This window comes from Finegoldia sp. P2-F-LR (assembly GCF_052932265.1).
In genome coordinates this window covers 129,266-150,148 of the sequence record NZ_JBRFJF010000004.1, presented here as the reverse complement: position 1 = coordinate 150,148, position 20,883 = coordinate 129,266, and the positions used below count along the sequence as shown (strand labels likewise).

Sequence of the window (20,883 nt, the reverse complement as noted above, 5' to 3'; positions counted from 1 at the left end):
TTCATCTCCTAAAAAATTATCACTACCATTATACTATAAAACAGGAATTTTTGAAGCATATAATGTTAAAATAAGTCAAAGATGTCAAATTATTTTCCAAAATTTGATATAATGTATGTGGTGATTATATGAAAAAATTTATATTAGTATTTTTAACATTAACAATGTTAGTTGGCTGTTCTCAAGAAAAAGGTGAAAATAAACCAGTTCCAAAAGATCCAGCACCACAAGTAAATGAAAATGCTGAATCTTCGTCTAAAGATTTTGAGAAACACGAAGCCACACTTTATGACAAATTTGACACAGTAATAAGATATAGTTTGTATACAAAATCTGAAAAAGAATTCAATGAGTATTCCAAGTTTATCAACGATGAATTTGATAGACTTCACAAACTATACAGCACTTACGAAAATTTTGATGGCGTAGATAATGCGAAGACAATCAACGATAACGCAGGAGTTAAACCTGTAAAAGTCGACAAGGATTTGTTTGATTTAATCAAATGGTCAGTAGAAGATTATTCCAAATACAATAAGAAAACAAACATCGCATTTGGTTCTGTAACTGATTTGTGGAAAGAGTACAGAGACAATGCTATTGAAAAGAAAAAAATTGAAATTCCTTCAGCAGATGTTTTAAAAGAAAAGAATCTTCACACAAGTATCGACAACATCGTTTTGGATGAGCAAAACAGCACAGTTTTCTTGAAAGATAAAGATTCAAGACTAGACTTGGGAGCCACTGCAAAAGGATATGCCACAGAAAAAATAGCCCAAGAAGTAGAAAAACGTGGACTAAAATCGGGAATTATTTCAGCAGGTGGAAATGTCAGAACAATCGGAAAACCAATTATTAAAGGAAAAGACAGCTGGGTAGTCGCAATCCAAAATCCTAATTTGAATGAAGAGCCAGACAAACAATACGTCGCAATCTTGAAAATACCGGAAACAACATCTATGGTTACAAGTGGTGATTATCAAAGATTTTACGTTTACAACAACAAAAAATACCATCACATAATTGATCCAGATACACTAAATCCAGCAGATCATTTTAAATCAGTAACAATCGTCACAAAAGATTCTGGACTTGCAGATTTTCTATCTACAACAGTTTTCGTTATGAATTACGAAGAAGGTAGAAAATTGGTGGACTCTATCGATGGGGTTGAAGCATTTTGGGTATTAGAAAACAACGACATCAAATACACTGACGGCTTAAAAGACATTATGGAACTAGAACAATAGAATCAATAAAATAGTATGATATTTTATTGAATATGTGATAGAATATTATTGTTATTAAATCAAACATAAGGAGGATTTTTATGCACCCAATGATAAAAAGATTTGTGGATTCAGAGTTTTTAGATGAACAACAAGCAGAATTCATCGAAAAAGCAATTGAAAACCACGAAAATATTATTATTTCAGGACATAGATCAACAGGAATCAGACAATTATTAGCTATTATGATGGGCATTGCTAAGAAACAATTCAAATCAATTCAAGTTAAAGGATTAGAAAGCATGGACGAAGATGCTGAATACTATTTAATTCCTGGTATCGACACAGAAGAATTCGAAGATATCGTTCAAAAAGCATTCGATAAACCAAATTCTTCACTAATCACAATCAAAGAACCAGAACACCCATACTCAATTATGAAAATAATGAAAAAAGGTGGAAAAAATTCAGGAGATTACACAAAAGTTGTAAACTTCTTAGAAGCTCGTAAAATCGATGGCGTTCCATTCATGATTAGTACAACAAAAATGACTTACAACGAAAAACATGGAATCGACAAAGATAAAGTAGAAAGATTCAAAGCTTTCTAAAAATTCAATAATTAAATTAAGGGGCTGTTGCAGAATAGATGATTCTACTCTGCAACAGCATTTTTTTATCAAGTATTTAAGTTTAGCCATTGTGTTTTTTGTTTTTAAAATATTTTCTAGATAAATTTATCCTGTTCTCTATAAAAATGGGCTCACTTAATAAAGCTAGCTATAATGAATATTTTTTTCTTAAGCAGCTTTGTATTTTATGATTTCTAGATTCTTATTTTCTATTTTTGATGTCAGTTTATTTAGGTTTAACGCAATAGAGTGTAGGCATATTTCACTTATTATATTTGCTTTTCCTCTATGGTGGAATCTATTGTAATTTAGTCCTTACTTTATTTTGGAAAAAGCCCCTCAGCTTGAAGAGACCTATTTAGTCTTTCTTCTATTCCTTGGTCGGATATTATGTTTTCTAATGATTCTTTCCTATATTTTTTGAAGATTTCTGCTATGTAGATTCCTTTAGTTTTTTGACCATCTTTATTCCAGATAAAACACCTGTATACTTTTTTAGTTGTTACATATCCATTTTTTCTTTTCCCATACCTATTATTGCATCTTATGAATTCTTTGCCTTCATTTGATATGTATTTGTCTTGGGTTTCATCATAGACTAAACTTTTTCAGAATTCTTGTTCTTTTTATATTTTCGTGTTTTGAATTGTTCATAGTTTGATGGTTTTATGTATGATGTCAGCCTATTTTCTGCTAGCTATACATAGTTTTCTTCGCTTTAGTATCCCCATCTGCTACTATTTTATCTAGTTTGTTTGGATAACTTTTTAGTTTGCTTTTCCAATCTTTTAGTTGTTCATAGTCTCGTTGAAGTTGATGTTTTCTTTTGCCTTGACCATGTACGAAGTTTATTTTCTTTTGTCTACATTCTTTACTTCTATTTGCTTTAGTATTGGTATATTTTACCATTATAAAAAAATATATTCAATTTAGTGATTTATTTAATAAACTCCAAAAAAAATCACTTAGCCTAGGCTAAGTGATATAAACAAATTATATTTTTTATTATTTTTTTATTAGTTTTCTTCTATAAATCTTTCATTAGATACTCTTGAACCTAATGAACCACCAAACATTGCTGCAATAGCACTTAATAACAATCCAACAAAGATTAATAATGAAGCCTTGCTTGATGTGCTTGCTACATCATTTCCTGTTTCTTTAGCTTGTTCTGCTGTTTTTTCAGCTGTATCTTTAGCTTGTGCCACTGTTTTTGAAACTTGTTCAGATGCTTGGTTAAATGTTTTTTCTGCTTGTGCATATGTTTTTTGTAAACCGTCATAAATGTTGTTTGATATTTCTTCAACTTCAGCTTCTGATAGGTCTGAATTTTTTGATACTGATTTTTTTATATCTTCTTGTTTTACTGAATTTGCAATATCTTCTGCTCTTGCACCTATTTTGTCTGCTGTATCCTTAGCAATTTTTTCTGCATTTTCAGGATTTAAGGCTATATCTTTTGCTGCTTGTTTGATTTCTTCTACTGATACATCAACTTGTGATTGTAAGTATCCTGGTCTTAATTTTTCATTTTCTGAATCTTTTAAGTATTTTTCAACATTAGCTTGTAATTCTTTTGAATCAACACCTTCAACTTCTTGAGCTACTTTTTCAAAAGCTGTTGAACTTAATGATGATATATTTTCTGAAACTGTAGTTGCTGCTTTACCAGCTAAACTACCTGCTTCTCCAGCTACTGATCCTGCTGCATTTGCTGCAGTTTTAACTGTTGCTGTAACAGCTGTGAATAACATTACAACTACTAAAGCCATTGATAATGCCCATGATAAGAAACCATGCAATAAACCAACTCTTTTAGCTGCTAGTCCTCCAACAAAACCTGCTGCAAATAAAGATACTAATAATTGAACTACTGTCCAAATGCCAACACCTGTAAATAATCCATTAAATGGATTTGATGACTGAAAGTCTAAAGTTGCAAATCCGATTGATGATCCTATAAAACTTAGTAAGAACATTACAGCGATAAATGTCACTGCACCAGCAAATATTGCTGACCATGAAATGTTGTTACCTATTTCATGTCTACTATTTCTTCTTTCAATCTTTTCTTGTAATACTTCTTCTCTATTTTTCATAATTCCTCCTAATAATTCATCTGCATAATATTATATAAGCAAATATTTTTTTCAAACATTTATTATAAATGTTCTCTATAGGCGTGTTGTAATATTAAATGAAACATCCTATATAAAAAAGTCGCTGTCCTCTCATGTATAATAAATTTATCAAAACAAAAAACATAGGAGGAAACAATGACTTTAGTAAATTATATCATAATTATAGAAAAAGTAAAACATTTAAATTATGAAGAAAGAGTAGAAATATCTTGACTGTCAAGATAGCATTCTGTATTAAAGTTTAATCTTAGTTGAATTGTATCATTAACTAGTGTATAGTCAGCTAATGATGATGTATTTTTAGTGGTTTTCATAAATACATTGTATCAAAAAAGACGAGGATTTTTATGTTTCCTCGTCTTTTTCTATTATGGGACTTTTGCAACAGCCTCTTTTTTCTATACTGGGACTTTTGCAACAGCCCCTTTTTTATTTTCCAAATTCAAACTTGTTATTGATATCCAAAATATCAAAAAAAGCCTGGCCCGCTGGAGTTATCTGTAAATTTTTATTATAAACTAGATTTATTTGTCTTTTGAAATCACAATCTACGATTTTTATGCACTTTATTAGCCCTGCTTCCTCTTCTAATTGAGCTGATTTTTTCGACATAATAGAAACTCCCGCATTTTCTACAACTGCTTTTTTTATTGCTTCTTGATTATCTATTATAAGTTCTTTTTTAAATTTTACATCAATAACGCAAGATTCTAAAAATTTATATAGAGAAGATGTTTGTGATTTTGTAATAAATACTTGATCTTTTATGTCTGAGAGACTACATGTAGATTTTTCTGCCAGTTTGTTTTTGGTACTTACCACCAACACCATTTCATCTGTAAAAAAAGGCTTGGAAATATATTTGTTTGTGTCAATTTTTACATAATGAGACAAAAATACAAATTCAATTTCATTTTTTTCTAGCTTTTTAAACAAATCTTTTGATGAACCTACTGTCATATTAATATTAACATTTGGATATTTGTCTTGAAAAATTTTAATAAACTTAGGCATCAAATAAATTCCAATAAAATTTGTTGAACCAAAATAGAGAGTTCCCTGGTTTAGGTCTTCAATTTGCTTAATAAGTTCTTGAGATTTTTGATATGTTCTTACTATAGCTTCTGCATATTTTATAAAATATTCTCCTTGAATTGTCAGGCTTACAGTTTTTCCATTTCTATCAAACAAATATACACCTAACTCTTGTTCTAGACTATCTATATGTTTGCTTATTGCTGGTTGAGACAAATATCTAAGATCAGCCGTTTTAGTAAAGCTTTTACATTCTGCCAAAACTAAAAAAGATTCTAATTTGCTAATATCCATTTTTTCACCTCTGATTTTTTCTAAGTCTATTATAACATATAGTTATTGATATTAAAATAAAATAGAATTGTGTTATAGATATTTGTGTAATATAATTAACGTAACAAATTTAGAAAGCTTGGTAATTCTTATGAAAACGAAATCACCAAGTAAGAAAAAAACTTCAACTGGTGCAAAAATCGGCGGTATCGTTGCTGTAATATTATTTTTTGTACTACTATTGATGCCTACTCCTAATGGCATGAGTCCAGAGGCACAAAAATCTCTAGCAGTTTTTGTGTTTGCTCTAATAATGTGGGTAGCTCAGCCTATTCCAATTTATCAAACTTCAATAATTGGAATTTTGATTTTGCCTATGATAGGAGCAGTCGAAAAACAAAAAGTTACATTTGGAGCTTTGGGATATGATATTATCTGGTTGATGGTAGCTGCATTCGTATTAACTTCTGCCATTAATGAAACAAATCTTGGCAAGCGTCTTGCGTTATCTATGCTTACAAAATTTGGTAAGACTCCTAAAGGAACACTTATTGTACTTATGTTAGTTAATTTTATCCTAGCATTTTTCATTCCATCAACAAGTGCCAGAGCTGCATTGCTGACTCCAATAATTATGATTTTATTAGAAATCTATAAACAAGTACCTGGAGAAAGCAATTTTGGTAGATTAATAACTTTGCAAGGAGTTATGAACAACCACTTAGCAACTTCCATGGTTATTACAGCGACTTCTAGTCAGCTTTTAGCTGTTGGTTTTATCAACAAGATGACTGGATCAAACTTAGGATATATGGATTGGCTTTTAGGATCTATGCCGCAAGCTTTAATTACAGCTTTTATAGCTTTTCTAATTGGCTACAAAATGTATCACATTAAAGACTTAAATATAGGTGGAGAATCAACTAAAGAAATTTTGAAGCAGCAATTAAAAGAACTAGGACCAATGACTATTGCTGAAAAGAAAACAGCTATCATATTTGCTTTTACCCTACTTTCTTGGGCAACTGGTGACTATCAAGAAAAATTATTTGGTTTTAGTATCTCAACTGAACAAACTGCAGTGTTAAGTATGCTTTTATGCCTTCTTCCTAAAGTCGGCGTTATTGATTGGAAACAAGCAAACATAAAATGGAATTTAATGATTTTCTCAGCTGGAGCTTATGCAATCGGAAATGCATTTAATGATTCTGGCGGAGCAAGTTTTGTTATTCAAAACTTTGTTGAAAAAATCGGTCTTAACACTTTAAATCCTAATCTTGTTGCTGTGATACTTATATTTATAACTATTTTCAGCCACTTAATCTTTACAACGAAGACAGTTAGGGCAACAATCTTGATTCCAACAATTATAACTTTAGCACAATCTTTGAACATTGATCCAGTTCCTTTGGCAATGGCTTGTTCGTTCGGTATAGCTTATACGTTGACTCTACCACCTCACTCAAAGGTGAATGCATTATACTTGAGTCTTGGTTACTTTGATGTGAAAGATGAACTTAAACTTGGTCTAATAACTTGCTTTATTGGCTCAGTTGTTATTTCACTGTTGTACTTTACTTATTATCAAATAATATTTTAATTGTGTTAAGGAGATTATATGAATAAAAAAGTTATATTAGCTGTTGCCGATGGAGTTGGTGACAGACCATGTAAAATTTTAGAAGGCAAGACTCCCTTAGAATATGCATCTACACCAAACTTAGACAAATTAGCATCTATGGGAACAACAGGAATAATGGATGTTCTTGGTGCAGTAATTCCCGTTGGCACAGACCTCGGTCATATGATTTTGTTTGGATATGGACTAGAAGACTATCCAGGTCGTGGACCAATTGAAGCTTTTGGTAGAGAAATTGAATTACAAGCTGGTGATGTTGCTTTTAGATCTAATTTCGCTACTGTGAATGATAATCTTTGTGTTGTTGACAGAAGAGCTGGAAGAATTAGAGAAAACACAAATCTATTAGCAGAATCTTTAAATGGTATAGAAATCGATGGAATAAAAGTTATCTTTAAAGAAGCAACTGAGCACAGAGCAGTTTTGATTTTAAGAGGACCAGGATTATCTGCAAATATTACTGACACTGACCCAAAAATTGCAGGAGATAATGTTAGTTACAAAAAATGTCAATCAAAGGACGGAAAACCTGATTCAATATTTACAGCCGAAATTTTGAACAAATTTTTACTAAAAGCAAATGAAATTTTATCAAAACATCCTGTGAATGAAGAAAGAATTTCCAAAGGACTTTTACCTGCTAACTTTATTCTTACAAGAGGGGCTGGAATAATGCCTGACTTGGAAAAAATTTCTGAAAAGCTAAATATTAAAGGAGCTTGTGTAGCTGCCGAAGGAACAGTCTTGGGAGTCGCTCGATTGGCTGGTTTCACAGCATTAACAGCTTCAACAATGACTGGAAATATTGATACAGATGTTAATGCAAAGGCACAAATGGCGATTGATGCACTGAAAGATCATGACTTTGTCTTAGTAAACTTAAAAGCAACAGACCTTTTTGGTCACGATGGAAATCCTGAGAAAAAAGCACAGGCAGTTGAGGTTTTTGATAAGTTTATTGGTCTTTTATTAGAAGCTAATTTAGAAAACACAATAATAGCCGTTACAGCAGACCACTCTACTCCATGCGAAAGAATGGAACACAGTGGTGATCCTGTTCCAGTTTTAATAGCAGGTCCTGGAATTAGACAAGACAGAGTTACAAAATTTGATGAAATTTCGTGTAGTTACGGTGGACTTTGTAGATTCAAAGGTAAGGATTTATCCAATACACTATACGACTTTTTAGAAAAAACCAAAAAACAAGGTAACTAATTTAAATATTAGCCCCAAAATCCAATTTAAGGATGGAAGGGCTTTTTAATTGCTTAATAAAAAAACTGATGAAACACATGTTTCACCAGTTAAAAATTTATTATCTATTTTATTGTCTATTAATCAGGAATAAATGAACCTTCTGATTTGTCGTTTTCAAGCATATCTTTTAATGTGTACCATGAAAGAACGGCACATTTTACTCTTGCTGGTAATGTGGATATGCTTTGGAAGCACACTGCATCTTTCAGAACTTTTAGTTCTTTTCTGTCAGTGATTTCTCCTTTTATCATTGAGATGAATTTGTTGCACAAATCTATTGCTTCATTTACAGATTTACCTTTGATTACATCGCACATTATGGATGTGGATGCTTGTGATATAGCACATCCCATTCCAGTGTATGCAATGTCTTCGATTGTATCATCTTGAACTTTTAGTTGCAATGTGATTTCATCTCCACAGCTTGGATTATGTCCCAACTCACAATGAGTTGGATGTTCCAATTCACGTCTGTTTGATTTATCCCTGCTTTTTTCCAATATTAATTCTGTATATAAACTACCTAGTTCCAATTCTCATCAATCTCCTTACGTCTTCAAGATGTTCAATGAAAAAGTCAACTTCTTCAAATGTATTATAGAATGCAAAGCTTGCTCTGCATGAGAAATTTGTTTTCAAATATCTGTGAAGTGGTTGTGCACAATGGTGTCCACTTCTAATTGCAATTCCGTAACTATCCATAATACTTGCAACATCATGTGGATGAGCTTCTTTGAAGTTAAAATCTAAAACTGGAGATCTGTGAGTGTCACTTGTTGTGTAGACATCGATAATGTCGGATTTTTGTTTGATTTTGTCATAAGCATAATCCATTAATGCTTTTTCATAATCTCTAATATTTTCTATTCCGATTTTTTCGATGTAATCTATCGCTGCTATTAATGATTTTACAGATCCTACATCTTGTGTTCCTGCTTCAAACCTTCCTGGAGCATCCAAGTACGATGATTTATCTTCAAACACATATTCAATCATATCTCCACCGTACAAGAACGGCTTTAAGTTGTTCAATAATTCTTTCTTTCCATAAAGTATTCCGACTCCCATTATGCTAAGCATTTTGTGACCTGAAAATACTAAGAAATCACAACCTAATTGTTGTACGTCAACTTTATTGTGTGGAATATATTGTGCAGAATCCACGATGCATATACAATCTTTGTTAACTGATTTGACGTATTTTATCATTTTTTCAACTTCAGGCATAGTTCCCACTACGTTTGATGCTTGTGTTATTGAGAAAATTTTCGTCTTCTCAGTGATTGTTTTCTTGAATTCTTCAAAATCCAATTGCATATTTTCTTTGTCAATATACAAGTATTTTAGCTTTGCGTGTGTTTTCTTGCACACTTCCTGCCAAGTTACTAAATTACTGTGGTGTTCCATTATTGATATGACTATTTCATCGTCTTCTTTTAAATATTCATGGCCGTACGAATAAGCTAATAAATTTAAAGATTCAGTAGTGTTTCTTGTGAATACTACTTCTGAAGAATCTGCTGCGTTGATGAATTTGGCGATTTTTTCTCTTCCAGATTCGTAAACATCTGTAGATAAAACGCTCAATGTGTGTGCTCCTCTGTGAGGATTTGCATTTTCATATTTGTAAAATTCACTTACGCTATCTATGACTTGAATCGGTTTTTGGCTGGTAGCTGCATTGTCCAAATAAACTATCGGATTTTTGTATTCTTTATCCAAATACAAAAAGTCCTTTCTTATATCTTCTACTTGTTTTTTATCTAACATCCAATTCCCTCTTTGCCATTTTTTCTCTGATGAATGAAAGTAGTTTGTTTTCCAAGTTTTCGTCATCTAATCTGCTTAATGATTCGCTAAATTTGGATTCAACTATCATACTTTCAGCTACATCTCTGGATATAGCACGATTCATTATATAAAATAGCATATCAGCATCTATCTTACCTGCACTTGCTGCGTGATTTCCTATTACATCGTCTTCTCCTGCTAAAAGTATTGGAACTGACAAGCTTTTTGCATCATCTGATAACAATACTGCGTATTCTTCTTCAGTTCCTGTGGATCCCATGGATCCTTTTTTGAAATCAAGAGTTGACTTGAAGTTTTTATAAGATGATTCTTTTAATGCACCATTTACGATACATGAAGATTTGGATTCTTTGCCAAAATGATTGATTTCATAAAGCATATTCAATGAATTATTTCCATGTGTGAAGTAAATACTGTTGATATCCAAGTTAGAATGTTTGCCATTCAAATTAGCTTTAGTATTGACATAATTGTCCTTGCTTCCTAATTCGTATTGGCTTAGGATGACGTTACTTTCTTCATCTAAGTTTAATATTACTGATTCCAATGCTGTGGTGTTTTTTTCTGTTTGAATAACAAAAACTTCCACATTGCTGTTTTCCTTGGCATTGATTTCTATTACTGAACTTCTGAATTTCTTATTGTCGTCATTGTCTCTATAATCAAGTACAACTCTTAAGCTTGAGTTCTTTTCGGCTACAATTTTGTGAGTATCCAACAAAATATCATATTCTCTGTCAGTTACCAAATCGATAACGCCGAAATCTTTTACTTGATTTTCTTCTGTTCTATATTTTTTGAATAGATTTCCCGATTTTTCGTTCATATCCAAAGCTTCTTGGCACACACCAAAATCTTTGTTGTCTAATGATTCTACTGGATCTGAGTCTATTCTGTATTCTTTTATATCTATATCTGGAAGATTGATTTCTGTATCGTTAACTTTCAAATATTTGAAAGTTTTAAATCCCAGTTTATTGCCTTTAATTTGTTCCATATACAACTCCTATCCTATGCTTCCTTCTAATTCAAGATTAATTAAATTATTCATCTCAACCGCATATTCCATAGGTAATTCCTTAGCTATTGGTTCCGCAAATCCACGAACTACCATTGATTTTGCTTCTTCTTCTGGAATACCTCTTGTCATCAAATAGAAAATAACTTGATCATCTATTCTACCGATAGATGCTTCATGTCCCAAATCGACATGTTTATTTCCTATTTTTACAACTGGAATTGTATCTGATCTACTTTCATTATCTAACATTAACGATTCACAACTTACTGATGATTTTGAATCGTAAGCATTTTCTTTTATGTCTACTAAACCTCTGTAAACGCTGATTCCACCTGATTTAGAGATAGACTTGCTGTTTACATAGCTTGTTGTGTGAGGGGCTGCGTGAATCATAACAGCACCTGTGTCTAAGTTTTGGTCACGTCCTGCAAATGAAATACCAGTGTACTCACTGCTTGCACCTTCTCCCTTTAAGACACTTGATGGATAAAGCATGGATACCGCTGATCCAAATGAACCAGAAACCCATTCAACCTTACCATTTTTTTCAATGATTGCTCTTTTTGAGTTTAAGTTGTACATATTTCGTGACCAGTTTTCGATTGTTGAAAATCTAAGAGTAGCATTTTCTCCAACGAAGATTTCAACTGCACCAGCGTGTACATTTAACGCGTTATATTTTGGAGCTGAGCAACCTTCAATGAAGTGACAATAACTGTCATCTTCTACGATAATCATTGTATGTTCGAATTGACCTGCTCCTGGAGCATTCAATCTGAAATAACTTTGAAGTGGGATTTTAACATCTACTCCTTTTGGAACATATACAAATGATCCACCTGACCACACTGCATAGTGAAGTGCTGCGTATTTGTGCAATCTTGGTGTGATTGATTTTGCAAAATATTGTTTAACAATATCTTCATGTTCTCTAAGAGCCGTATCAAAATCTGTATAAATAACCCCTTGGTCTACCAAAGATTGTTGAATGTTGTGATACACAACCTCACTATCGTATTGTGCACCAACACCACTTAGCATCATTTCTTTTTCAGCTTCTTGAATACCCAACTTATCAAAAGTATCTCTGATTTCATCAGGGACTTCGTTCCAGTCACTTGATCTATCTGCATCAGGTCTAATGTATGTTGTGACCTTATTCATATCAACTACACTTAAATCTGGTCCCCATTCAGGATCTTCTGAATTGTAAAATATTTCAAGAGCTTCCAATCTTTTTTCGAGCATCCATTGAGGTTCATTTTTTTCTTCTGAAATCTGTCTTACGATTTCAGGAGTCAAGCCCTCTTCAGTTTTTCTTCTAAAAGTAAATTTATTCTTGATGTCATAGATACCTCTATCCATTTCATCGACTTGAGTCTTCATTTTAGGTGCCATTATTTCACCTCTTCTCTAATCCAATTGAATCCTTTTTCTTCAATTTGATCTAAAAGTTCGCTAGAACCTTCTTTTACAATAGTGCCATCCATGATTACATGAACGAAATCTGGCTTAATTTCTTTTAAGATTTCCTTGTGATGTGTGATTACAATAACTGAATTATTGTCATGTAAGAATTCCTTTACACCTTTTGATACAGTTCTAACAGCATCAACATCAAGACCAGAATCTGTTTCATCAAGGATTGCTAGTTTTGGTTGTAGCATTAACATTTGTAGAATTTCGTTCTTCTTTTTTTCACCACCGGAAAAACCGACATTCAAATATCTGGAAGAATATCCATGATCAAACTCAAGTATATCCATATTATCTTCCAGTTCTTCTCTGAATTCTAAGAATCCTATATTTTCATCAGTTGTTGCTATTTTTGCAGATCTGATGAAGTTTTCTACACTAATGCCTGAAACTTCCATTGGATTTTGGAAAGACATAAAAATACCTTTTTTGGCTCTTTTATCTGTTGATAAATCCATAATACTTTCTCCATCAAGTAAAATATCACCTGAAGTAGTTTCATATTGTGGATTGTTCAAAATAACATTGGCTAAAGTTGATTTACCAGAACCATTTGGTCCCATAATAACGTGAACTTCACCATAGTTTATATTTAAATTTATGTTTTTTAATATTTCTTTATCTCCTACCCTTGCGGATAAGTCTTTAATAGTTAATAAATTTTTTGACATAATAACCTCCTTACAGTTATGTAATAAATATATATATAAGAGATCCTTATGTCCTACTATATTATACACGAAAAAAGCAAAATAGTTAAGCCTTTAAACAAAAACCTACTATTTTACTACGCAATTTCGTCTTCGTCTATAAATTCCGAATAAACTTCCTTGAAATTCATCGAACTATCGAATTTTTCGTTGGTCAAATTCCAATTCACAATCTCATGTAATTCTACGAATTCATGATCGTTCAAATCATCTTGAATTAAATCTACATATTCCAAACATTTGTCTTTTAATTCATCAATGCTTTCCATTTCTATAAGAACAATATCTTCTTCATATATAGACACATCTGTCTTGTATTTCAAAATCATTTTTACAGAATAAATTTGCTTCAAATCTTTCTCCTCCTCAACACTCCCATATTTTATACTAATTAATTCATTGTGTAAATAGCTACAGCTAAAAATTTAAATTTTTAGGAATTTTTTTGTTTTTTCTAATTTAAAAGCGATAGTTCTCACTACCGCTTTCAAATTTATATATTTCAAATCTCACGCAAATTAAGGAAGGAAAAAACGTGATACCTTATTTTTGTTGTAAAGTACTAAACTCAATATCCAAATCTTTCGTATTGCCATCTCTATAGACAGTTATTTTGCCTTTTTGTTTTGGTCTAACTTCAAGCAATGCCTTCTTCAAAGAACTCATCGTATTGATTTCTTTACCGTTAACTTTTGTAATTATATCTCCTCTAGTTACTCCAGCTTTTTGTGCAGAAGATCCTCTGACAACTTCCACTACATAAATTCCCTTGTCTATGGATAATTTTTGACCAGTAGCTTGTTGAAACGTCTTTACATCAACTCCACTAATTCCCAACTTAACTCCTTCAAAAGAGCCTCCAGAAACTATATTGTCTACTATAGTTTTGGCTACGTTAATAGGAATAGTAAATCCGATTCCTTCTGCAGAAGCTTTTGCAGTATTTATACCAATTAGTTTTCCTTCTTGGTCGAAAAGTCCACCACCACTATTTCCTGAGTTTATAGCAGCGTCTGTTTGCATCAAACCATCCATTTGTAGGCCATTTTGCAAAGTAATTGTTCTGTCTTTTCCTGAAATATATCCACTAGTCAATGTTGATTGCAAATCCAATCCCAATGGATTACCAATTGCAATCGCCTTGTCTCCGATTTGAACTTTGTCGCTATCTCCCATTTCAACTGGTTTTAATCCAGTCATATCAGTTTTAATTACCGCAAGATCCAACGTTGTGTCATACCACAATAATTTTGCAGATGATTTCTTGCCATTTGTAAGTAAGACTTCGATTTTTTCTGCTTTACCATCTTGTACAACGTGTGCGTTAGTTAAAATATATCCATCTTTGCTAACAACAACACCGCTTCCAACACCTTCTACAACTCTGCCTTGAAAAAACATATTTTCTTGAACACCTACAGTTGTTATACCAACTACAGAATCCAAAGATTTCTTGGCTACGGCATTTTCGGTAGACACACTATTGTTTTTTATAGAAATAGTACTACTTTCAACTTGACCATTTTTGTTAATAGTCTCAGTAATACCGGTCATATTTTTTGCTACGAAATAGCTCATAACCAAAGAATATATTAGTAAAAATATTGTGAGAGCTTTTAACCAACCAATTTTAGGTTTGTTCTTAGCTATTTCTTCTTTTATCATATTTTCGACTTTTCTTTCGCTCAAGCCGTCCCTTCTTTTTTTAATGTAATCGTTGTATTCAGAGTATGGGTCTCTGTCCATATCTACACCTCCATATTTGATACTTATACTTTATCAAGCAAATGTGTTTTAACTGTGAGTAAAACAGCGTAAAAGTTTACGAAAAATCAAACTTTATATTTGACTTTCTGTAACCATTAAAAAAATCCCGTATTAATTTCTCTCGAAAATAAATACGAGGATTCAATTTATTTGTTAGGGTTTGGCGTATTGATAGATAAACCTTCTAATTGTTCGACAGAATCCATAAACACTTCACTAATAGTTGGGTGAGCGTAAATCATTGCTGATAAACCTTCAACTCCAACGTTATTGTTCATCGCAATTGCTGCGAAGTGAATTAATGTGGATGCATCGTGGCCAATTATGTGGCAACCTAAAATCTTAGATAAATCTTTTGTAGCAACTATCTTTACAAAACCTTCTGTAGCATTCAAACTCAATGCCTTACCGTTAGCTTGATACATAAATTTGCTTGTTACATAATCGATGTTTTGTTCTTTTGCTTTTTCTTCAGTTAAACCTACAGATGCAATTTCAGGAACTGTAAATACAACTGCTGGAACTATATCCATATTGATATTTTTTTCTTTTCCTGAAAATTCTCTTACAAGATTTTTACCTTGATTACTTGCAACGTGAGCTAATTGAGCGTTCTTGTACACACAATCGCCAATGGAATAAATACCTTCGACATTTGTTTGAAGATTTTCATCGACAACAATAGCATTCTTTTCAGTTTTTATATCTGTGTTTTCAATTCCTAGATTATCTATATTGCTGCTTCTTCCACTTGCTACAAGAACGTAATCTGCATAAGTTTCTTGGAATTTATCTTTGCCAACTTTTTGACTAATAATTTTAAGTCTTCCGTCTTCTTCAACTATTTTCTTAGCATATACTCCTGTTACAAACTTCAAAGTATCGCTTTTTAGAATAGATTTTAGACGTTTTTGGATTTCGCCATCTTCAGTTTTCAACAATTTGTTACCAACTACAGTAACTTCTGTTCCAAATTGTGAATAGATTGATGCAAATTCCATTCCTATTACGCCAGTTCCAATAACAACCATTGATTTTGGAATTTCTTCTAATTCCAAAAGTCCAGTTGATGTCAAAACTTTAGGATGGTCAATACCTTCAATATTTGTTGGCTTATAGTCTTTAGATCCAGTAGCTATGATAATTTTATCAGCTGTAAGTTCTTTGGTTTCTCCTTCCAAAGTCTTCACAACAACTGTTTTATTATCCTTAAAGCTAGCTTCTCCTCTAATAAAAGTTAAATTATCGTAAGTTTTGAAAAGGTATTCAACACCACTTCTAAGTCTTTCGATAATTTCTGTTTTCCTTTGTTTAATTTTATCGGCTAATAATTTATGGTCATTAACTTCAATTCCAAAAGTTTCTGATTCTTTAATTTCTTTGTACAAATCAGCAATTTTCCATAAAGTTTTAGTAGGTATACATCCTCTGTTCAAGCATGTACCACCTACTTCAGCTTTTTCGATTAAAGTTACATTTAAACCGAGCTGGCATGCCCTGATGGCTGTTTCATAGCCACCAGGTCCAGCGCCGATAATAATGATATCTTTAGTCATTATTCTCCTTTTTTGTAAGTCAATATTAACTTCTTAGCAGCTTCTGTTTCATCAGGTCTTCTAACAACAGTTGTAATAGGAGCTTCTAATAATATATCTTTGTTTTCTCTTGCTTCTTGTGCAATTTGTTTCATTGCAGCTACGAATTCGTCAAGAGTTTGTTTTGGTTCAGTTTCAGTAGGTTCTACCATTAATGCTTCATGAACGATTAATGGGAAGTATACTGTTGGTGGATGGAATCCCATATCTAACAGTCTCTTAGCTACATCCAATGTCTTAACTTGACCATCGCAATCATCCTTTAATCCGCCTAATACGAATTCGTGTTTACAGATGAAGTCATGTGGTAAGTTGTAATCGTCTTTTAATTGAGCTTGTAGATAGTTTGCATTTAATACTGCTGTAGTAGATGCACATTTCAATCCGTCACTACCCATAGTTAGGATATAAGTCAATGCTCTCATTAAAATTCCGAAGTGACCTTGGAAGTCTTTCATTCTACCAATAGAATGTTCCATGCTGTAATCTAAGAAATATTTATCTCCGTCTTTTTCAACGATTGGTTTTGGTAAATAATCTCTTAAGAATTTCTTAACACCTACAGGACCTGCACCTGGACCTCCACCACCGTGTGGTGTAGAGAATGTTTTGTGAACATTGAAGTGGATTGCATCGAATCCCATGTCCCCTGGTCTAGCATGTCCTAAAATAGCGTTAGCATTTGCTCCATCATAGTATAGTAATCCGCCAGCTTCGTGAACTATTTCAGCGATTTCTTTGATTTTAGTTTCAAATAAACCTAAAGTGTTAGGGTTAGTTAACATCAAACCAGCAGTTTTTTCGTTTACAACTTTTCTTAAATCTTCAACGTCAACTACACCTTTTTCGTTTGATTTAACTTCTACTACTTTGTATCCTGCCATTGCAGCTGTTGCTGGGTTAGTACCGTGAGCTGAGTCTGGAACTATGATTTCATTCTTTTCAGAATTACCATTAACTTCGTGGTATTTCTTGAAGATTGTAATAGCAGTGATTTCACCATGAGCACCTGCTGCTGGTTGTAATGTCATATAATCCATTGCAGAAATTTCGCATAGTGATTTTTGTAAAGTATACATCGCTTCCAATGCACCTTGAACTTGATAGTCATCTTGTTTTGGGTGAAGACGAGCAAGTTTTGGGTTTGCTATGATTTCTTCATTTATTTTAGGGTTGTACTTCATTGTACAAGATCCTAATGGATACATACCTGTATCTACGCCGAAGTTTAGAGTTGAAAGATTAGTATAGTGACGAACTACGTCAACTTCACTAACTTCTGGTAAATCTAATTCTTCATTTGATAAAAATTCTTCAGGAATTAAGTTATCTTTTTCTTCTACGTCTAATTCAGGAAGTTTATATCCAGTTCTACCTGGTTGTGATAATTCAAATATTAACTTGTTATAAGCCATATTATAATACCTCCTTAACTGCTGCTACAAAATTGTCCATTTCTTCTTTTGTTCTCTTTTCTGTTACAGCAATAATTAAACCATTGCCACATCCATCTGTAGCTTCTTTAATGCTAATTCCAGCTAAGAATCCTTTATCAAATAGTGCTTTCTTAACTTCTTCAGTGTCTTTGTCAAAACCGATAGTGAATTCATCAAAGAATGGTTTTTCACTAAGAACTTTAACTTTGTCTATTTTCTTCAATTCTTCAAATAGATAGTGAGCTTTTTGTAATGATTGAGTAGCTACTTCTTTAATACCAGCTTTACCTAAAAGTGATAAATAAATACTTGCTGCAAGTAAGTTAACACCTTGGTTTGAACAGATATTTGAAGTTGCTCTATCACGTTTAATGTGTTGTTCTCTTGCTGAAAGTGTTAAAACGAATGATCTCTTACCGTCTTCATCAGTAGTTTGTCCTACAACACGGCCAGGGAATTTTCTAACAAATTCATCAGTAAAGCACATATAACCTAAATAAGGTCCACCATATTGTAAGTTTACTCCGAATTGTTGAGCTTCACCTACAACAACGTCAACATTATATTCAGCTGGTTTCTTCAACAAACCTAAGCTCATTGGATCTGCTGACATTATCAAGTAGTTTTTCTTGATTGAGTGAGTTAACTCTTCATATTTATTAACATCTTCGATATATCCGTAATAGTTTGGAGATTGAACAATAACTGTACCTATTTCGTCAGTCATCATTTTTTCCAATTCGTCCATATCAGTTAGCAAATCTTTCATTGGGATAAATTCTACTTCAACATTTCTATCGTGACAATATGTCAACAATATTTCTTTTGCTGAAGGGCTAACTGTATTAGCGCATAGAATTTTTGATTTTTTGGACTTTTGGATAGTCATCAAAGCTGCTTCTGTGATAGCAGTTCCGCCATCGTATAAAGAAGCGTTTGATATTGGCATACCAGTAAGGTTTGCCATCATTGTTTGATATTCAAAAATATAGGAAAGAGTACCTTGGCTTATTTCTGGTTGGTATGGTGTATATGAAGTGTAGAATTCACTTCTGCTTGCCATTGCTGGAATAACAGAAGGAACGTATCTATCATAAGCTCCACCACCTAAGAAACAAACCTTATCATCAGTAGATGTGTTCTTTGCAAAAATTTCGTCGAAATATCTTCTAACTTCAACTTCACTTTTTGCTTTTGGTATGTTAAGTTCTCCTTTGAATTGAACATTTTCAGGAATATCTGAATATAGTTCATCAGTAGAGGAAATGCCAATTGTTTTTAGCATTTCCTCTATTTCTTGATCAGTAATTGAGATGTATGGATACATTATAATTCTCCTAAGAATTTTTCGTATTCATCAGCAGTCATTAATTTAGATTCATCGAAGTCTTCGAATTTAACCTTAGCAATCCAGCTTTCGTATGGAGCTTTATTGATGTTACCTGGTTCATCATCTAATTCTTCATTAGCTTCTACAATTGTACAAGCAAATGGAGTGTAAACTTCTGATGCTGCTTTTACAGATTCAACACTTGCTACAGATTCTTCTGCATCAATTTCATCATCAACATCTGGTAATTCAACGTATACGATGTCTCCTAAACTGTCTTGTGCGTAATCTGCAAGACCAATTTCATAAACGTCTCCGTCTACTTTAATCCATTCATGATCTTTTGTGTACAATAAATCTTTTGCTACTTCTGCCATTTTCTTTTCCCCCTATTTTCTATCCAAAAATTTTCTTTTAACAACTGTTGCTTTAGTTGGTTTGTTTCTGATAATAACATCAACTTCATCACCTAATGCTACAGCTGATTTATCTACAAATGCGTTTGCTAAACATACGCCGAATGTTGGTGAAAGGTATCCTGTAGTTACTTTACCGATAGTTTTACCATCTTTTTGAACTTCAGCACCTTGTCTTGCAATACGTTTGCTTTGCATTTCGATACCAATAAGTTTTTTGTCGATTCCTGCATCAACTTTTTCTTGAGTTTTAGCTTTACCAACGAAGTCGTCTTTGTCCATTTTAACTGCAAACTTCAAGCCAACTTCTAATGGAGATACTTCATCTGCAAGTTCATTTCCATATAAAGGCATTGCTGCTTCAAATCTCAATGTATCTCTACATCCAAGACCACATGGTTTAACACCTAAGTCTTTTCCTTTTTCTAATAATTCATTCCATAAGTCTACAATTGCTTCTGCAGTTGCATAAACTTCGAATCCATCTTCACCAGTATAACCAGTTCTAGAAATTAATACATCATATTCTTTGTATTTAATGTCTTTTACAAAATGATAGTATTCAATTTTTGAAAGATCAAATTCAACTAATCTTTGTAATAATTCTTCAGCCTTAGGACCTTGAATAGCGATTTCTGCAACAGAGTCGCTGATGTTTTTAAGTTCAACATCGAACTTATCTACATATTTAGAGATATGTTTGAAGTCCTTTTCAGTATTGGCTGCGTTAGGAACCATTAAAAAGTCTTCATCGTTGTTTTTGTAAACTAATAAGTCATCAACCATTCCACCATCTTCATGTAATAATAAAGAATATTGGATTTGACCATCTGCACATTTAGTGTAATCATTAGTGCAAACATAGTTGATGAATTTTAAAGCGTCTTTGCCTTTTACAGTAAATTCACCCATGTGGCTTACATCAAATAAACCAACGTTGTTTCTTACTGCTTCGTGTTCTTGTTGTAATCCTTCATAATCAACTGGTAAATAAAAACCAGCGAAGTCAACAACTTTTCCACCTAATTTTTTGTGTTCCTCATATAGAGGAGTTTTTTTTGTACTCATAAGCATCTCCTTTTACTTATAATCCTTTTCATAACTATTGTACCAT

19 protein-coding genes are annotated in these 20,883 nt (G+C 32.6%); 4 read left to right on the top strand and 15 right to left on the bottom strand.

Translation table 11 applies throughout. The features are described from left to right. Positions 1 to 128 precede the first annotated feature (128 nt). Both ACU68W_RS03885 and ACU68W_RS03880 read left to right on the top strand, forming a co-directional pair. Entirely contained in the window at positions 129 to 1,250 is a 1,122-nt protein-coding gene (locus tag ACU68W_RS03885) for an FAD:protein FMN transferase (RefSeq protein ID WP_094208399.1), read from the top strand. A gap of 89 nt (positions 1,251 to 1,339) precedes the next feature. Beyond that, the gene (locus ACU68W_RS03880; RefSeq protein ID WP_227930573.1) at positions 1,340 to 1,840 is read left to right on the top strand and encodes a hypothetical protein; all 501 of its coding nucleotides are present in this window, start codon (positions 1,340 to 1,342) and stop codon (positions 1,838 to 1,840) included. A 714-nt stretch (positions 1,841 to 2,554) separates the two neighbouring features. On the opposite strand, the gene ACU68W_RS03875 is transcribed toward ACU68W_RS03880, so the two are convergent. From ACU68W_RS03875 to ACU68W_RS03865, 3 genes are all read right to left on the bottom strand, one after another. Then, positions 2,555 to 2,770, bottom strand: coding sequence for a hypothetical protein (locus ACU68W_RS03875; RefSeq protein WP_199797321.1), 216 nt, complete (start codon positions 2,768 to 2,770; stop codon positions 2,555 to 2,557). 107 nt (positions 2,771 to 2,877) lie between these two features. After that, the gene (locus ACU68W_RS03870) at positions 2,878 to 3,960 is read right to left on the bottom strand and encodes a hypothetical protein (protein WP_094223294.1); all 1,083 of its coding nucleotides are present in this window, start codon (positions 3,958 to 3,960) and stop codon (positions 2,878 to 2,880) included. A gap of 471 nt (positions 3,961 to 4,431) precedes the next feature. Continuing rightward, positions 4,432 to 5,331: a LysR substrate-binding domain-containing protein gene (locus ACU68W_RS03865; RefSeq protein ID WP_446756144.1), complete on the bottom strand. Its 900-nt coding sequence runs from the start codon at positions 5,329 to 5,331 to the stop codon at positions 4,432 to 4,434. 130 nt (positions 5,332 to 5,461) lie between these two features. Here ACU68W_RS03865 and ACU68W_RS03860 point away from each other — a divergent pair, with 130 nt between their 5' ends. Both ACU68W_RS03860 and ACU68W_RS03855 read left to right on the top strand, forming a co-directional pair. Further along, positions 5,462 to 6,910: an SLC13 family permease gene (locus ACU68W_RS03860; protein WP_446756143.1), complete on the top strand. Its 1,449-nt coding sequence runs from the start codon at positions 5,462 to 5,464 to the stop codon at positions 6,908 to 6,910. Positions 6,911 to 6,928: 18 nt separating this feature from the next. Next, positions 6,929 to 8,164, top strand: a complete 1,236-nt coding sequence (locus ACU68W_RS03855; protein ID WP_446756142.1) for a 2,3-bisphosphoglycerate-independent phosphoglycerate mutase — start codon at positions 6,929 to 6,931, stop codon at positions 8,162 to 8,164. Between the two features lie 119 nt (positions 8,165 to 8,283). Here ACU68W_RS03855 and sufU read toward each other — a convergent pair whose 3' ends face one another. The 12 genes from sufU to gcvT all read right to left on the bottom strand — a co-directional run bounded on the left by sufU (position 8,284) and on the right by gcvT (position 20,843). Beyond that, positions 8,284 to 8,739 (bottom strand): Fe-S cluster assembly sulfur transfer protein SufU, encoded by a 456-nt coding sequence (gene sufU / locus ACU68W_RS03850; protein WP_012290426.1) that lies wholly within the window; start codon positions 8,737 to 8,739, stop codon positions 8,284 to 8,286. Beyond that, a complete protein-coding gene (locus ACU68W_RS03845; protein WP_308611407.1) occupies positions 8,726 to 9,976 on the bottom strand; it encodes an aminotransferase class V-fold PLP-dependent enzyme in 1,251 nt (416 codons plus the stop codon). The genes sufU and ACU68W_RS03845 overlap by 14 nt, the downstream gene beginning before the upstream one ends. After that, the gene (locus ACU68W_RS03840; protein ID WP_308611406.1) at positions 9,966 to 11,015 is read right to left on the bottom strand and encodes a SufB/SufD family protein; all 1,050 of its coding nucleotides are present in this window, start codon (positions 11,013 to 11,015) and stop codon (positions 9,966 to 9,968) included. Before ACU68W_RS03840 ends, ACU68W_RS03845 begins: the two co-directional genes overlap by 11 nt. Positions 11,016 to 11,024: 9 nt before the next feature. Continuing rightward, the gene (gene sufB / locus ACU68W_RS03835) at positions 11,025 to 12,437 is read right to left on the bottom strand and encodes a Fe-S cluster assembly protein SufB (protein ID WP_094205421.1); all 1,413 of its coding nucleotides are present in this window, start codon (positions 12,435 to 12,437) and stop codon (positions 11,025 to 11,027) included. Continuing rightward, the gene (gene sufC / locus ACU68W_RS03830) at positions 12,437 to 13,186 is read right to left on the bottom strand and encodes a Fe-S cluster assembly ATPase SufC (protein ID WP_094205420.1); all 750 of its coding nucleotides are present in this window, start codon (positions 13,184 to 13,186) and stop codon (positions 12,437 to 12,439) included. Before sufC ends, sufB begins: the two co-directional genes overlap by 1 nt. Positions 13,187 to 13,302: 116 nt before the next feature. Next, positions 13,303 to 13,578: a hypothetical protein gene (locus tag ACU68W_RS03825; RefSeq protein WP_102164369.1), complete on the bottom strand. Its 276-nt coding sequence runs from the start codon at positions 13,576 to 13,578 to the stop codon at positions 13,303 to 13,305. Positions 13,579 to 13,768: 190 nt separating this feature from the next. Next, positions 13,769 to 14,971: a S1C family serine protease gene (locus tag ACU68W_RS03820; RefSeq protein ID WP_102164368.1), complete on the bottom strand. Its 1,203-nt coding sequence runs from the start codon at positions 14,969 to 14,971 to the stop codon at positions 13,769 to 13,771. 167 nt (positions 14,972 to 15,138) lie between these two features. Continuing rightward, positions 15,139 to 16,548 carry a dihydrolipoyl dehydrogenase gene (gene lpdA, locus ACU68W_RS03815; RefSeq protein WP_446756141.1) on the bottom strand — a complete coding sequence of 470 codons (1,410 nt, stop codon included), beginning with the start codon at positions 16,546 to 16,548 and terminating at the stop codon, positions 15,139 to 15,141. Next, complete coding sequence (gene gcvPB, locus ACU68W_RS03810; protein WP_102164367.1) at positions 16,548 to 18,002, bottom strand: aminomethyl-transferring glycine dehydrogenase subunit GcvPB; 1,455 nt, start codon at positions 18,000 to 18,002, stop codon at positions 16,548 to 16,550. The genes lpdA and gcvPB overlap by 1 nt, the downstream gene beginning before the upstream one ends. A 1-nt stretch (position 18,003) precedes the next feature. Further along, entirely contained in the window at positions 18,004 to 19,350 is a 1,347-nt protein-coding gene (gene gcvPA / locus ACU68W_RS03805; RefSeq protein WP_102164366.1) for an aminomethyl-transferring glycine dehydrogenase subunit GcvPA, read from the bottom strand. Then, positions 19,350 to 19,730: a glycine cleavage system protein GcvH gene (gene gcvH / locus ACU68W_RS03800; RefSeq protein ID WP_002835405.1), complete on the bottom strand. Its 381-nt coding sequence runs from the start codon at positions 19,728 to 19,730 to the stop codon at positions 19,350 to 19,352. The genes gcvPA and gcvH overlap by 1 nt, the downstream gene beginning before the upstream one ends. A gap of 12 nt (positions 19,731 to 19,742) precedes the next feature. Further along, positions 19,743 to 20,843, bottom strand: coding sequence for a glycine cleavage system aminomethyltransferase GcvT (gene gcvT, locus ACU68W_RS03795; RefSeq protein WP_094205414.1), 1,101 nt, complete (start codon positions 20,841 to 20,843; stop codon positions 19,743 to 19,745). Positions 20,844 to 20,883 lie beyond the last annotated feature (40 nt).